At 36.4% G+C, this 13,865-nt stretch carries 15 protein-coding genes; 3 read left to right on the forward strand and 12 right to left on the reverse strand.

Annotation, left to right across the window (positions count from 1 at the left end):
• Nucleotides 1-170 precede the first annotated feature (170 nt).
• The 5 genes from J2S78_RS08515 to J2S78_RS08535 form a co-directional block, all read right to left on the reverse strand.
• On the reverse strand, nucleotides 171-1,025 hold the full coding sequence (locus tag J2S78_RS08515; protein WP_306897780.1) for a CvfB family protein: 855 nt from the start codon (nucleotides 1,023-1,025) through the stop codon (nucleotides 171-173).
• Nucleotides 1,026-1,028: 3 nt separating this feature from the next.
• A complete protein-coding gene (locus J2S78_RS08520; RefSeq protein ID WP_306897782.1) occupies nucleotides 1,029-1,922 on the reverse strand; it encodes a 5'-3' exonuclease in 894 nt (297 codons plus the stop codon).
• A gap of 129 nt (nucleotides 1,923-2,051) precedes the next feature.
• The gene (locus J2S78_RS08525) at nucleotides 2,052-2,249 is read right to left on the reverse strand and encodes a cold-shock protein (protein ID WP_026700837.1); all 198 of its coding nucleotides are present in this window, start codon (nucleotides 2,247-2,249) and stop codon (nucleotides 2,052-2,054) included.
• 170 nt (nucleotides 2,250-2,419) lie between these two features.
• Nucleotides 2,420-2,761: a bacillithiol system redox-active protein YtxJ gene (gene ytxJ, locus J2S78_RS08530; protein WP_306897787.1), complete on the reverse strand. Its 342-nt coding sequence runs from the start codon at nucleotides 2,759-2,761 to the stop codon at nucleotides 2,420-2,422.
• 100 nt (nucleotides 2,762-2,861) lie between these two features.
• Nucleotides 2,862-3,110, reverse strand: a complete 249-nt coding sequence (locus J2S78_RS08535; protein WP_306897789.1) for a YkuS family protein — start codon at nucleotides 3,108-3,110, stop codon at nucleotides 2,862-2,864.
• Nucleotides 3,111-3,450: 340 nt separating this feature from the next.
• Between J2S78_RS08535 and J2S78_RS08540 the strand changes: the two genes are divergently transcribed.
• Nucleotides 3,451-3,726: an HPr family phosphocarrier protein gene (locus J2S78_RS08540; protein ID WP_185819578.1), complete on the forward strand. Its 276-nt coding sequence runs from the start codon at nucleotides 3,451-3,453 to the stop codon at nucleotides 3,724-3,726.
• A gap of 28 nt (nucleotides 3,727-3,754) precedes the next feature.
• Here J2S78_RS08540 and J2S78_RS08545 read toward each other — a convergent pair whose 3' ends face one another.
• A complete protein-coding gene (locus tag J2S78_RS08545) occupies nucleotides 3,755-4,879 on the reverse strand; it encodes a helix-hairpin-helix domain-containing protein (protein WP_306897793.1) in 1,125 nt (374 codons plus the stop codon).
• A gap of 118 nt (nucleotides 4,880-4,997) precedes the next feature.
• Between J2S78_RS08545 and yxiS the strand changes: the two genes are divergently transcribed.
• Both yxiS and J2S78_RS08555 read left to right on the forward strand, forming a co-directional pair.
• Nucleotides 4,998-5,288, forward strand: coding sequence for a protein YxiS (gene yxiS, locus J2S78_RS08550; RefSeq protein WP_306897795.1), 291 nt, complete (start codon nucleotides 4,998-5,000; stop codon nucleotides 5,286-5,288).
• A gap of 86 nt (nucleotides 5,289-5,374) precedes the next feature.
• Nucleotides 5,375-5,884: a cupin domain-containing protein gene (locus tag J2S78_RS08555; protein ID WP_306897796.1), complete on the forward strand. Its 510-nt coding sequence runs from the start codon at nucleotides 5,375-5,377 to the stop codon at nucleotides 5,882-5,884.
• 31 nt (nucleotides 5,885-5,915) lie between these two features.
• On the opposite strand, the gene J2S78_RS08560 is transcribed toward J2S78_RS08555, so the two are convergent.
• From J2S78_RS08560 to J2S78_RS08585, 6 genes are all read right to left on the reverse strand, one after another.
• Nucleotides 5,916-6,911 (reverse strand): aldo/keto reductase, encoded by a 996-nt coding sequence (locus J2S78_RS08560; protein WP_306897797.1) that lies wholly within the window; start codon nucleotides 6,909-6,911, stop codon nucleotides 5,916-5,918.
• Between the two features lie 94 nt (nucleotides 6,912-7,005).
• Entirely contained in the window at nucleotides 7,006-8,253 is a 1,248-nt protein-coding gene (locus J2S78_RS08565) for an ABC transporter permease (RefSeq protein WP_306897799.1), read from the reverse strand.
• Nucleotides 8,246-9,145 carry an ABC transporter ATP-binding protein gene (locus tag J2S78_RS08570; protein WP_306897801.1) on the reverse strand — a complete coding sequence of 300 codons (900 nt, stop codon included), beginning with the start codon at nucleotides 9,143-9,145 and terminating at the stop codon, nucleotides 8,246-8,248. Before J2S78_RS08570 ends, J2S78_RS08565 begins: the two co-directional genes overlap by 8 nt.
• A 250-nt stretch (nucleotides 9,146-9,395) precedes the next feature.
• Nucleotides 9,396-9,533 (reverse strand): anti-repressor SinI family protein, encoded by a 138-nt coding sequence (locus J2S78_RS08575; RefSeq protein ID WP_306898761.1) that lies wholly within the window; start codon nucleotides 9,531-9,533, stop codon nucleotides 9,396-9,398.
• Between the two features lie 140 nt (nucleotides 9,534-9,673).
• Nucleotides 9,674-10,375, reverse strand: coding sequence for a response regulator transcription factor (locus J2S78_RS08580; RefSeq protein WP_306897802.1), 702 nt, complete (start codon nucleotides 10,373-10,375; stop codon nucleotides 9,674-9,676).
• A gap of 42 nt (nucleotides 10,376-10,417) precedes the next feature.
• Nucleotides 10,418-13,750, reverse strand: coding sequence for an ATP-binding protein (locus J2S78_RS08585; RefSeq protein ID WP_306897804.1), 3,333 nt, complete (start codon nucleotides 13,748-13,750; stop codon nucleotides 10,418-10,420).
• Nucleotides 13,751-13,865: the final 115 nt, after the last annotated feature.

A 13,865-nucleotide genomic window follows, 5' to 3' on the forward strand; every position in this document is an offset into this window, starting at 1 on the left:
GCCCTATTACTTATTCACTGTTTTCAATACAGCGAGTATTGTAGTCATAAAAAATACTTTATGTAATTTTGACGATGAAGATTCTGCAGATAGCCGTTAAACTGCTTAGGACGTGCGGCCTGCAGAGTCTTGACTAACTAAAATAAAAACCTCTGGTAAGAATCCAGAGGTTAGTCTTTCATTTTTATGGTACCTTCCTTCGTCTGTTCCACAATATCCTGTTTCATTAAGCGGCCAAGCGCGCGTTTGAAAGCTGCTTTGCTGATTTCAAACGTCTCTTTTATGTCTTCAGGATCACTTTTGTCACTAAATGGTAATTCCCCTTGATTTCTCGTAAGTTTCAATAAAATGGCATGGGAATCCTTGTCCATACTTTCTAATTTGTTTGGACGAAATGAAACATTTATCGTGCCATCCTCTTTGACGTCAATCACTCTTGCCTCTACCGCTTCTCCTAACCTTGGTTCCCTAGTTCGTTCACTCTCGTGCAGAAAAGCTCGGTATTTATCTGTTGTCCAAATAAAAGAACCTACTTTTCCTACTCGGTATACAAAACCTGTTATCGTTTGGTTTTTTAATGAGGCTGGGGCATCTTCCGCTTGATCCATAATCACATCTTCTGTTGCCGGTTTCGCAAAAAGACGACCTTGTTTATCTTGTATCAATGTGCTATATAACTGATCGTCCAGCTGCGGCCACATCTCTCTTAAATAAGGTAAATCATCTTTTGAGACGAGTAGATCTTTTGGTGCCCCGATGTCTAAAAATACTCCTAAGCTTGGCACAACATTAACTACAGGGGCAAAACCGAAAGAATCTTTTGTTACCTCCGGCAGTGTCATCGTTGCTTGTGGTTTTCCTAGTTTGTCGGTGTAAATAAAAACGCGCACATCTTCTCCTACCTCTAAGTGTCTTGTCGTATTACGGACAGGAAGATCTATGTGGTCGTTTTGCTGAGTTAATGTGAAAGTGTCAGCCGTTTCGTTTTTAATGTTCCATGTTTGAATCGTACCTGGTTTTATCATCACTTACCCGCTTTCTGCTGTTTCTTGATTACTATAAAGATCTTGTAGAGATATTTTTATCCCCATATTCCCAAGACTGTTTATTGCTTTTTCCTCTTTCGCTGTCCAGATTGCTTCTTCAAACGAATACTTAACGGGAGCATCTATACGTATTTCAGCCAATTGCCTCGATAAATGCAGCATTTCCTGCCCTGCTTCGAGCTTCTTTTTCAACCCAGGTGATAAGTTATTCATATTCGCAAGCAGTTCTTCCACCGTTTCGTATTCTTTTAAAAGCTTCAAGGCTGTCTTTTCTCCAATACCTTTCACACCTGGATAATTATCACTCGAATCTCCCATTAACCCTTTCATATCTATCATTTGCCTAGCCGTACAACCTTTATGCTCAAAAAGGTTCGTTTCATCATATAGTTGGTAATTTCCTCTTCCCTTTTTCATAATAGCAATGGTTATATTTTCATCAATCAGCTGCAATAAATCTTGATCTCCGCTGAGTATATATACAGAAGACTGTGGTGCTAATTGGTCTGCTAACGTTCCAATACAATCATCTGCTTCAAAATCTTCGACACCTACGTTCGGTACTTCAAAACCATCCATGGCTTCTTTAGCCATATCGAATTGCGGTATTAACTCTTCAGGAGGTTGTGACCGATTCGCTTTATATTCAGGAAAAAGTCTCGTTCGAAACGTTTTACTTCCCATATCCCAACAACAAATGACATGTGTCGGTTGAAATGTATCCAAAGCATTTAAGAAGTATTTTATAAATCCATTAACCGCATTTGTCGGAATCCCTTTGTCATTGTACATGAAATTACCATATATAGAAGTGGCAAAAAAACCACGAAACAGTAAAGCCATACCATCTATAAGCAATACCTTGTCTTTGCTCATTAGAAAAACTCCTCCCGATTTTCTTCCCTACGTATCATATCATTTTTTCCCTTCCTACAGGAATGTAAAATATTAATTATACGTTTATATTGCAAATAAAAAACCGCCAACGAATGGCGGTTTTGATTATTACTTTTGAACGTTAGAAGCTTGTGGTCCACGTTGTCCTTCGACTACCTCAAAAGAAACGCTTTGACCTTCATCTAAAGTTTTAAATCCCTCGTCTTGAATAGCGGAGAAGTGTACAAATACATCATCTGCTCCTTCGCGCTCAATAAAACCAAATCCTTTTTCTGCGTTAAACCACTTAACTGTACCTTGTTCCATGTTACAATTCCTCCTTGTATGCTACACGCACACAATCTGTATTCTTAAAACTTGCTCCACTTGATGTTAAGACGAAATAGGATTTTACCTTTTTCTTACTTTAAGAAGCACGAACAATCTTAAGTTAGTTAAGTTTAGCATGGTTTCAAAAATAAAGCAAGAACAATTTACTATAAAGTTGCTATTAAATTTTCGGTTAGCTGTTCATTGGTTATACTTGAATGAGACGTATTCCAAACAGATGACTTATCTTGAATTAATATGGCTTGAGGAGACTCATGTTTGATATTTAAATCTTCAGCTATTTGGTTGGATAACGATCGAGATTCAATCACTTTGACATAAAAAAAATCACTCTCTTTCGAATTATTATCATCCGCAAAATGATGAAATTCTTCCCATGCTCCCGCACTTATTGGACAAGTCGTACTATGTTTAAGAATTATGACAGGCCTACTCTCAGAGAGCTTTAACACACTTTTCCAATCATCACTATCTCTTAATTCTTGCATTACTAATAACCCTCCCTGTTTAAATATTATTTCTATAACGTACAGTATACAAAATTTAAAAACATCCAGCCATCATTCACTTGGCCAGATGTTTTACAAATTATTGTTGAGCTAATTTCTGTTCTACTTGATCACAGACTTCATTTGAATTAAATCCATGTGCATTAATAACACTTCCTTGTAGTGCTGTGTTTTGAATGTTCATCATATTTTGGTCTTGACCAGAAATAACGCAACAATCACAACCGTTGCTGTCTTGCTCTTGTCTTAAGTCAACAATCTCATGCCCTTGATTTTGTAACTGCTGTCTAATATCAGTTAAGGTTTCTTCTACTCCTATTTTAGCCATTACTAATCGTTCCTCCTTGCTAGGTTATATCTTTAAAAGTAACCTATTTTCTCACTTTTATACACGGTGTTTATTATCTAACATCTCTTAAACAAATGAAGTATATTTTCTAACAAAGATATAGAAACCTTACTTTTTTTCTTTTATACTTTATTCAAACCAAACAATAATGATTGAATCTAAGTTCTAGGATAACTACTTTTCTCATATGGTCTTAAGTATGTTTTGATGTAAGGAGGTTATTCTGATGTAAACGGTAGGCTGCTTTTCTTTGCTCTCTTTTGGTTATATACGCGCGAATAATCATTATCTTACCAACCAGGGGAAAGGATGGATGAAAATGAACGACAATATGGAAACCACCGCTACCATTCATCTAGAAGAGAAGTCATTTTTTGATAAGTTGATGACCGTTGCAAAACAGGCGAATCAATACGAAAGTTATATCGTCCTTGAGTCAAACAGTAAAACCGTAAATGGAAAAAGTATATTAGGTTTATCTTCTTTTCTAAAACCATCAGAATTCATAACACTTCGGGCAGTCGGAACTGATTCCAAACAAGCTGTTCAAAGCATACAACAATTATTTGTAACCAATGAACAGGAAATGGGTTAAAGGAAGGAGCCACTGCTTCTTCCTTTACTTATGCGATAATATGAGGTCTTATTTTTTCAAGAGTCGCCCTCCCAATACCATTTACCTTTAATAAATCTTCTGCTTTTTTAAACGTTCCATGCTTTGTGCGATATTCCACAATGAAATAGGCAACCATAGGACCAATATCGGGAAGTTGCTGCAACTCTTCGACAGTCGCTCCATTAATGAAAATCGACGACTCTAATTCATCTTTATTTGGTGAAGAGGGTTTGATTTTGGGAGTCGCTTTTGGATATAATTCTCCATTACCTTTCCATATGCTGTTGAATGTGTGTAAACCGACCCCAGTTAAAGCAATGTAAACCGGCCCAGATTGGTGTGTACTATAAAGGGAAGCACCAGATCGACGCAACCGTTTTACTACTTCCGCATTAGGATGACCGAATTCATTTTTTTTATCAAACGGCAGGATAGCCATTTGAGGATGAACCGCTTGTATAAATGAATCATTGCTCGAAGTAGCTGAACCGTGATGGGCGACTTTTAATACATCAGCCTCTACGGAGTAATCACTCATCATGTCTTTTTCTGTTTCTACCGTAGCATCCCCTGTAAGCAACAAGGAATCCCCTTTATACGTCACATGCAGGACAATCGAAGATTCATTTTGAACTTTACTATCCGAATATCCATTCAAAATTTTCACGTCAGCTACGGAAGTCTGAAGATTTTCTCCTTCTTCGGCTACAAAAAAGTTAATGTTCTGTTCTTTTATTGTCTTTATATATTCCTTATATGTGTTTGTCGTATGTGTTCTTCCACTGTCTAATACATTTTCCACTTCTAATTCGTCTAATACATCTATTAATCCACCGATATGATCCAAATCAGGATGTGTAGCAACCACCCATTCTAACTCTTCGATTCCTGCTTGTTTCAACGTTTTAACAATCATTTCTCCTTTATCTGGACGTCCTCCATCAATTAACATCGCTGTTTTTTTGTCATCAGAGACAAGCAAAGTACTATCTCCATGCCCGACGTCAAAAAAATATACATCCAATGATTTCACTTGATCATAAGAGGGTAATGCCTCCGCTTCATTTATAAACGCAAAAACAGAAAAATAAATTAACAAAATAATGAAAAATCGTCGCCATATGTGTTGCAAATATAATCCCTCCCTCTTTGTACTATGCTGCAAGATATGCAAAATTATGATAACCTGGTTTGTGCTTTTTGTTTATTGTTATGATAGAGACAATCATAGTCAAAAGGAGAACTACAATATGAATGAAAATGAGATGAAAGACAAAATTATCGAAAGTTACCAGCAAGATGAAAAGATGATGATTATGGTATTTGCACAATGGTGCGTGAATCAAGAGCTTGATCCAAATGAATTGTATAAAAAAGCATATCCAAACCAAACTGCTAATCCGATGTTGAAAGAAGCAGTTGAATTAACGGTACCAAAAGAAGAATCTGAAGATATCGCGAACGATACTTTACTCGGTGTCCTGTCCTTGTTTGGAAACGATGACTTAGCAATGGTTGTAACAAAAGAAATGAAGAAATAACAATAATGGTTTGATATATCAACAAAAAGGATATAGCCTTAAGCGACTAGTTATTTCGTATGTATCAGAAAGGAGGAACGATTTTTATGAAACAAGCTCAAATAACGGATATGATTTTTACGGATGATGGGAAAATTCCCAATAACCAAGAACTTCCTGTATTACTTTATTCGGGTGCATTTGCTGAAAACCCCGATGAATGCCGCGAAACATTTAAACAAAATAACTGGACCAACAGTTGGGCCGGCGGTGTTTTCGATTATCACCATTATCATAGTAACGCCCACGAAGTATTGGGAATTATTAACGGGAAAATAAAATTAAAAATAGGCGGCAAGAAAGGAACAACTTTTGATTTAAAAACAGGAGATGTTGTTGTACTTCCAGCAGGAACAGGTCATAAAGAAATGAGTTCAAGCTTTGAGTTTGAAGTTGTCGGGGCGTATCCTGGCGGATCAAATTATAATCTAAAGACAGGTGATCCGAGCGAACGTCCTGAAGTTCTTGAGGAAATTAAGAATGTGCCATTACCTGATAACGACCCTGTATATGGAGAAAACGGACCTTTGATAACAATGTGGGTAGATAAAGAATGAGAAGGGTTTGGCCCCTCTCATTTTTCTTCTACTATAATTGGCGCCTAAATTTTTCAATAAAACGATTTGGATATTCTGGAGGTAAAGCGCTGACTTCTTCAAGCTGATTTTTGTGTTCTTCACTTAAAGACCAGCCGATAGCCCCCATATTTTCTTCGTACTGCTCTAACGTACGTGCCCCAAAAATTGGAGCGGTAACCCCTTTTGTTTCTAATAGCCAATTCAACGATACTTGAGCAGGAGTTTTCCCTATATCGTTTGCAATTTCTTTCACTTTTTCAAGAATAACGAAATTACGTTTGAGCGCTTTATTTTCCCATACGTACTCCCCGGGTCCGGCTGTCGCCAATCTCCAGTTCTCATTAGGTCTTTGAAAGCTACTATATTTTCCAGTTAAAAATCCTCCGCCAAGTGGGGCCCAAGGAAGTAATCCAATACCTTCCTCGTTACATAATGAAAGCACTTCGCGGTCTAATTCTCTGTGCAACAAACTATACTGCGATTGAATCGTAATGAAAGGAGCATATTGTTTTCTCTCACTAACTGAGAGAGATTTCATCAATTGCCAGGCCAAAAAGTTAGAACATCCTATATACCGCACTTTTCCAGAACGAATCAAATCATCAAGAGTACGGAGCGTTTCCTCTATCGGAGTTAAATGATCCCATACATGCAATTGATACAGATCAATATAATCTGTCTTCAAACGTCGCAGACTTTGTTCTACTCCATCCATGACACGTTTACGTGAATAACCTACGTCATTAGGTGTTTCCCCGACTTTCATTCTTACTTTTGTTGCCAATACCACTTCCGAACGTCTATCTTTTAATGCTTTGCCAACAATTTCTTCGGATTTGCCTCCAACATATGTATCCGCAGTATCAATGAAGTTACCACCTTCATCAAGAAATTGGTGCATCATTCGAATCGATTCTTCTTCGGACGTTCCTTTTCCAAACGTCATGGTTCCAAGGGCTAGTTCTGACACCAAAGCACCGCTGTTACCTAATCTTTTATATTGCACATGCTTCACTTCCTTTCTTTCACCGATCTTTATTTTAACAGCTTTTCTTCTAAACAAAAAGAAAGAGGAAGGTATCCTCTTTCGGAGCTGATATTCATTCTTTTTTAGATAGCTGCAATGCTTTTGTCAAATCTTTTAATGAATTAGATTTTCCATACATCAGTACCCCGCCTTTATACACTTTTCCGCCAATAACAGCTAAAATAACTATCACAGCAATCATAAGTCCAAAAGAAAGTGCGATTTCCCAAATAGGTACATGTAACATGGTTACTCGTAAAAACATAATCATCGGCGTGAAAAATGGAATAAACGATGTAACCGTAACAATGGTACTGTCGGGAGAACTCAATCCATATATTGCTACGAAAAACGCTATCATTATCAAATAAATGACCGGTGCCATTAATTGATTGACATCTTCGGTACGACTTACTAATGAACCGAGCATAGCCGATAGCGTAGCATAAAGTAAATACCCCAGTAAAAAGAAGATTAAAGCATAAATGAACGTGGAGGCCGTGGCACCTTGCAACCCAAAATATTCAAATACACCTCCTGTTAATTCCTCCTGTTTAGACTGAATAACAAAATAGGCAACCAAAATGATTGTTAAAAATTGAGTGAACCCAAGAAGTGCAATTCCTACTATTTTCGCAAACATTTGGGTGATAGCAGGAACACTGGAAACCAAAATTTCCATTACTCGAGATGACTTTTCAATGGCAACATCCAAGGCAATCATATTTCCATACATAATCACAGATATATATAGTAGAAACAACATGACATAAACAAGTCCCCTCGCGCTATCCATTTCTGCCGCTGATTTAGTATCAGCTTCTAGAGCTGTTGTTTCAAAGGATACAGGGGAAGTAATCGATTCTACTGTTGATGGGTCTACGCCAGCACTATCGGCAGCCATTTTTAATTTTATAGGCTGCATTCCTTGTTGTATGGTACTAGTAATAGAGGATGGGTTTCCTTGCAGCGAATAATAATGCCCTTCTGGCAGACCATTCGTTATTGAAACATGTAAATACCCTTCATACTCTCCTTCATGTACTTTATTCATAGCTGACTCGTTGGACCCTGAAAATTTTTCAAGTTCTAATGGATGCTCTATTGTATCTATTTGCTGCTTTAAATCAGCAAAAATTTCGTTTGAATCATCTTTTACTGCAACAACTTCATTGTCGTTTCCTTCAAACAAATTCATTATCGATTGAATATTTCCAGCTAAGAATATAAGGGCAATAGTCAGCGCCGTTGTAATTAAAAACGATTTTGTCTTAAGACGAGACAAGTAAGTATGTGCAACGATAATACCAAATTTATTCATAAGACGTCCCCGCTTTCTCAATAAATATATCATTAAGAGAAGGTTCTTCTAATTCAAATTTTCGTACAAAACCTTTATATTGAAGAGTATCAAAAACCTGTTTTGCTACGTCTTCTTGGATAATTTGTAAGGAACATCCATTTGTCATAGGCTGATACTTTAGGACACCATTCATTTTTTCTAAATAAGCTAGACTAAAATCAGCATGAATGCGAAGATTCTTCTTTCCGAATGAACGTTTAATTTCTGCTAACTTTCCTTGTACAATCGGTTTCCCTTTTTCTAAAATACATAGATATTCACACAATTCCTCTACGTGTTCCATGCGGTGCGACGAAAAAACAATGCTAGTTCCGTTTTCTTTTAATTCAATGACTGCTTGTTTGAGCAGTTCTACATTGACAGGATCCAATCCCGAAAAGGGTTCATCTAGAATAAGAAGTTTAGGTTTATGAAGAACAGCTGAAATAAATTGAATTTTTTGTTGATTCCCTTTGGACAACTCTTCTACTCGCTTATTCCTATATTCAGGAACATTAAAACGCTCTAACCAACGTGTAATCTCATGGTTAATGTCTGTTTTTTTCATTCCTCTTAATCTACCAAGATAAGTCAACTGTTCGTTCACTTTTAATTTTGGATATAATCCTCTTTCTTCAGGCAAGTACCCGATAATATTATTTTCATGATAATTAATTTTTTTCCCTTGCCAAAGCACCTTTCCTGATGATGCTTCAAGTAATCCGATAATGATTCGAAACGTCGTTGTTTTACCTGCTCCATTTGCTCCAAGCAAACCAAAAATTTCGCCCTCCGGTATCTCCAACGAAAGATCTTGAACAGCAGGAGTTCCCGAAAACGTTTTCGTTACTTGATTCAGCGATAAGCCCATTTTCGCATTCTCTCCTTTCGTTTTTCTTACTATTTCATTATACGACCTGTGAAGAAAATAGTTGCAATGCCATGATAAAAATAATAGATCAACGTATAAAGGAAAAACTGAGCTAGGGAAAATCGACCAAGCTCAGTTTGCTACTTATTTTGACATTTTGTTTCGGTATCTTCCCTTTTTAAAATGGTCAAAATAAAAAACCCTATAAAAATAAGGTTTTAAAAAAGGGACTGGACATGTGGGATGCGCTTTAATTTGCTGCAGAACGATTGTTAGTGGTTCCGTTTTTTTGAAGGAAAACTTGTATCTCTTCCTTAGAAATACCCAAATCCTTTGCCATCTTCATTAATTCCACCCATTCTCTATCCAATTCGTCTACTTTATTCATTCGACTCACTTTAATCCCCTCCGAGTTATAATTCCTATAATTCGGTCTGCTCTTGCTAGTTCCATGTTCACATACACTAGGATATAAGAAAGAGGTTAAAATGAGGTAAAATAAAGAAAAAATATTGAAAATAATTCTAACTATGTTCTTGAAAATTTGTATCCAAATCCTCTAACCGTAATAATATGTTGCGGCTTTGCTGGATTTTTTTCTATTTTTTTTCGCAAATTGCTTATATGAACGGAGACTGTTTTGAGGTCCCCAAATCTGTCTGTTCCCCATACGCTGTCATACAATTGTTCTGTACTGAACACTTGATTTGGGTTTTGAGCTAGCATTAATAACAATTGCATTTCTTTTGTAAACAAATGGAGTGGTTGACCGTTTTGAGTGACGGAATAACTATTCATATCAATTTCTAAATCGCCAAGCATCAGCACGTTTTCTTTAGAATGTTGTTGAACGACATTTGTGTTGGTTCGACGTAAATGAGCTTGAATTCTTGCCATTAATTCTCCAGGATCAAAAGGTTTTGTTATATAATCATCTGCTCCTAATTCCAATCCTTGAATTTTATCTTCAAAGTCTCGTTTCGCACTTAAAAACAAAACCGGGGTTTTTACATCAGTTTCTCGTAACTTCATACACACATTCATGCCATTCATACCCGGAAGAAGAATGTCTAATAAAATTAAATCTGGTTGATGTTCTTTGATAACTGTTAAAGCCGATAAACCATCATTTGCAGTAAGAACCTTATATTTATTTTGTAAATAAAGCACAATTAAATTTCTAATATCTTCCTCATCTTCCACTACTAATACTGTTTTAGCAGTATCCATCACATGTCCCTCCAAAAACAATCCGTTTACATTGACTTGTATTTATTTTTTATCATCGGTATAAAGAGGAAGGGCGATGTAAAATGAACTTCCTTTTCCTTTCACACTTTCCGCCCATATTTCTCCTCCATGGTATTCGATAATTTCTTTTGAAATGGCCAAACCAAGACCTGTACTGCCGTCATTTGTTGTCCTTGACGATTCCCCACGAAAAAAACGATCAAAAATAAAAGGGAGAGAATCTGAAGCTATTCCATTACCGTTGTCATGCACCCCGATAATAAGGTTACGATGATCACTCTCTAAATACTGCTCCTTCGAGTAATCCTTGTCCTTAGTATAATACTTTTCTTCGTGAGAGAAAAAGATTGTGGATGGAGTGACAGTAATTTGCAATTGAGCTGCTTCGCCATCTGAGTGTTTCATAGCATTATAAATTATGTTTGTTATCACCTGCTCTAAACGATCTGTATCTACAGAAAGAACCTCCTGATAAGCAGGGTAATCATAGTTATTTTCTAGTGAAAACCAGAGGTGATGACTTTCTGCTTCTGTTCTAAATGGCAAAAGGAACTCATAAATAAACTGTTTAACAGATATTTTTTTCCACCAAAAACTAACTTGGCGTGCTTCTAACTTAGAAAGATCATATAGATCTTGGATCAAACGGTCAATAAACAACACTTTTTTATATATTAAGCTAAGATAGTTAGCATCATCTGATGAAATAATTCCATCCATCATAGCTTTCACATACCCTTGTAAAGAAGTCATTGGTGTACCTAATTCGTGTGAGATGTTAGATAATAGATGACGTCGTGACTTCTCCATCTTTAATAACTCATTTGTTTTACGTTCTAATTCTGTCGTTCTGTCCTTCACACGATTTTCTAACTCTTTATTTAACGATGCAAGTTGTTCATTGACATCATGTAAATTTTCTTTTTGTTCCACTGCTTCCTCCATGACTTGCTCTAATGTAAGTAGTGTATGGACACGAGCTAGCAATTCTTCTTTATAACAAGGTTTGGACAAATAATCATTTGCTCCAGCGGAAAAAGCTGTTACAATATCTTCTAATTGATTACGTGCTGTAAGAATCAGTATTGGCAGTTCTGTCAATGTATAGTGTTCCCTTAACGTTTGACTCACTTCATACCCTGACTTTTTTGGCATCATAACATCAAGTATAATTAAGTCAAAAGTTTCTTCAGCATCAATACGTTGTAATACTTCCTCCCCATCATAAGCTGTAGTAACTTCATATCCTTCTTGTGTAAGTTGATTCCATAACACTTGAATATTGACAGGTTCATCATCAGCAATTAAGATTCTTCCTTTTCCAGCTTCTACAACAGATGCTGCTGTATAATCTACAGATAGCCCACCTATCTCTTCGTACAATGGAACGTTTACAGATGATGGTGCTGCCTTCGATTCTGTGGACGTCGGAAGTTGTACATGAACAGTTGTTCCTTTAGACAGTTCTGATTCAACTGAAATGTCACCTCCATGTAACTCTACTAATTTTTTTGTGATGCTAAGACCAAGACCAGTCCCACCTTGTTGTTGATTTTTGGCGGCTTGTCCTTGTTCAAATTCGCAAAACATCGATGCTTTGTCTTCAGCTGTCATTCCAACTCCCGTGTCTTTCACCTTCACTATGACATATTCTGTGATTGAATATGCAGAGACGGTGATCGAACCGACATCTGTAAATTTAATAGCATTTCCAATGAGATTGTACAAAATTTGTTGCAATCTATTTTCATCTGCTAAAACAAAAGGCAAATCCCCGGGAAGATTATTTATCAATGTTACATCTTTGTTTTTTACAAATGGTTCAGATATAGACAACACTACTTGTACGGCATCATTCAACTGAACAGGTTTTCGTTCAAGTTCTATATCTTTATGTTTTAATTTGGAAAAGTCCAGCAGGTCGTTCACAAGATGAGACAACCGTTTACCGCTTCTAATAATCATAGACAAATTATTTTTATGCGGTGGGCTCATCCTATTAGCTTCAGCATCGTACATCGATTCAGCAATTCCGATAATACCATTTAAAGGAGTTCGTAATTCGTGAGATGTATTAGCTAAAAATTCATCTTTTAAGCTATTTGCTCTTTTTAATTGCTTTACTGCTTCCTCTTGACTTTCCCTAGACTTACGTTCAGCACGCTCTTTCTCTGTTCGCAATACATTAAATTTATCAGCCAAAGCTAACGAAAATAAAACAATCTCCAATGCTGATCCCATTTGAGAAGCATACTTTGTATAAAATGTAATCGGAATAATGCCTGCATCAGCCAAAGATGAGATTAACACCCCTATTAAAAAAATGACCCATCCAACGAAAAAATATCGAGCCGGTCGGTACCCTCGTTTCCAACAAAGTCCGGCTGTCATCAAGACGCTGATGACCAACAATACAGACGAACCGATCGCCAAGTTTAATGCATTTTCATAACTTACCATTAAAATCATAAGAATAATAAGTTGGATTACAGCAAACACGCTGAAAAACTTGTTCATTTTCGGAGTATGAACTTTCGTATTTAAGAAACTTTTTACAAACAATAATGCTAATCCTTGAGATGCTGCAATAAAAAACACGATAGCTCGATTATTCCACCACATACTCTCCGGCCATAAAAACTGGAAGGCTAGTCCATTCAACGTTAAATGCGTCAAGACAAGACTAAAAATAAATAAGACATACCATATGTAACTACGAAGACGAAGAGAAAAAAATAAGAAAAGATTATATAGAATCATAACAGCTGCCAAACCATAATATATTCCCAGAATAATATATTCGGTTTGACTTTTCTCTGAAAAAGTATCTTCTTCCCACAACTTAAGTGGAAGTTGCATGGAACCTTGACTATCTATTTTTATATAATAAGAATTGATTTCTCCTTTAGGTATGTCGAGTTCAAATGCAAAATTCCGATGGTTTATATCTCGTTTTTCAAACGGTAGATGATCTCCTGATTCTCTTTGCATAAAAGAACCATCTTCTCTTTGCTCAAACAGTGTGATGGAATCGTGAGGCGGATATTCTATTTCAAGCACCCATTCTTCTAGCGAAGAGGTATTATTTAACTGAAAATGAATCCAATAATCTGACTCGGTATACCCAAAATTAGGAATCCCACTTTTGTTTTGAGCAAAATTATCAGTGGATGCGACAACGTCATTTATTGATAAAATTCCATCAGCATCTTCGAGCAGCTCCATCTCGTGTGTCATATCATATGATGTCTGCTCTTCATCCAGTTGTAACATCGCATAAGTTGTTTTTACATTTGATTGTATAATTAAAAAAAGGAGGATACTAAGAAATATGGCCAACCATTTTTTTCTCACGTTACCCCTCCTATAGTTTTTCACATAACAAAATCATACTAAAACTTCAGTTTAAAAAATAGATAATTTTGTATATTCCTACAAAGAAATGTACAGTTATAGATTGTTCTACATA

Origin of the sequence: Salibacterium salarium (genome assembly GCF_030813635.1) — a bacterium.
Lineage (GTDB): Bacteria > Bacillota > Bacilli > Bacillales > Marinococcaceae > Salibacterium > Salibacterium salarium.

Excerpts from the sequence above, each read along its gene's own strand:
- J2S78_RS08580 (WP_306897802.1), bottom strand. The coding sequence starts at position 10,375 with ATGGATACTGCTAAAACAGTATTAGTAGTGGAAGATGAGGAAGATATT.
- J2S78_RS08555 (WP_306897796.1), top strand. The coding sequence starts at position 5,375 with ATGAAACAAGCTCAAATAACGGATATGATTTTTACGGATGATGGGAAA.
- J2S78_RS08540 (WP_185819578.1), top strand. The coding sequence starts at position 3,451 with ATGAACGACAATATGGAAACCACCGCTACCATTCATCTAGAAGAGAAG.
- J2S78_RS08515 (WP_306897780.1), bottom strand. The coding sequence starts at position 1,025 with ATGATAAAACCAGGTACGATTCAAACATGGAACATTAAAAACGAAACG.
- J2S78_RS08565 (WP_306897799.1), bottom strand. The coding sequence starts at position 8,253 with ATGAATAAATTTGGTATTATCGTTGCACATACTTACTTGTCTCGTCTT.
- ytxJ (WP_306897787.1), bottom strand. The coding sequence starts at position 2,761 with ATGCAAGAATTAAGAGATAGTGATGATTGGAAAAGTGTGTTAAAGCTC.
- J2S78_RS08535 (WP_306897789.1), bottom strand. The coding sequence starts at position 3,110 with ATGGCTAAAATAGGAGTAGAAGAAACCTTAACTGATATTAGACAGCAG.
- J2S78_RS08570 (WP_306897801.1), bottom strand. The coding sequence starts at position 9,145 with ATGGGCTTATCGCTGAATCAAGTAACGAAAACGTTTTCGGGAACTCCT.
- J2S78_RS08525 (WP_026700837.1), bottom strand. The coding sequence starts at position 2,249 with ATGGAACAAGGTACAGTTAAGTGGTTTAACGCAGAAAAAGGATTTGGT.
- J2S78_RS08520 (WP_306897782.1), bottom strand. The coding sequence starts at position 1,922 with ATGAGCAAAGACAAGGTATTGCTTATAGATGGTATGGCTTTACTGTTT.
- J2S78_RS08575 (WP_306898761.1), bottom strand. The coding sequence starts at position 9,533 with ATGAATAAAGTAGACGAATTGGATAGAGAATGGGTGGAATTAATGAAG.
- yxiS (WP_306897795.1), top strand. The coding sequence starts at position 4,998 with ATGAATGAAAATGAGATGAAAGACAAAATTATCGAAAGTTACCAGCAA.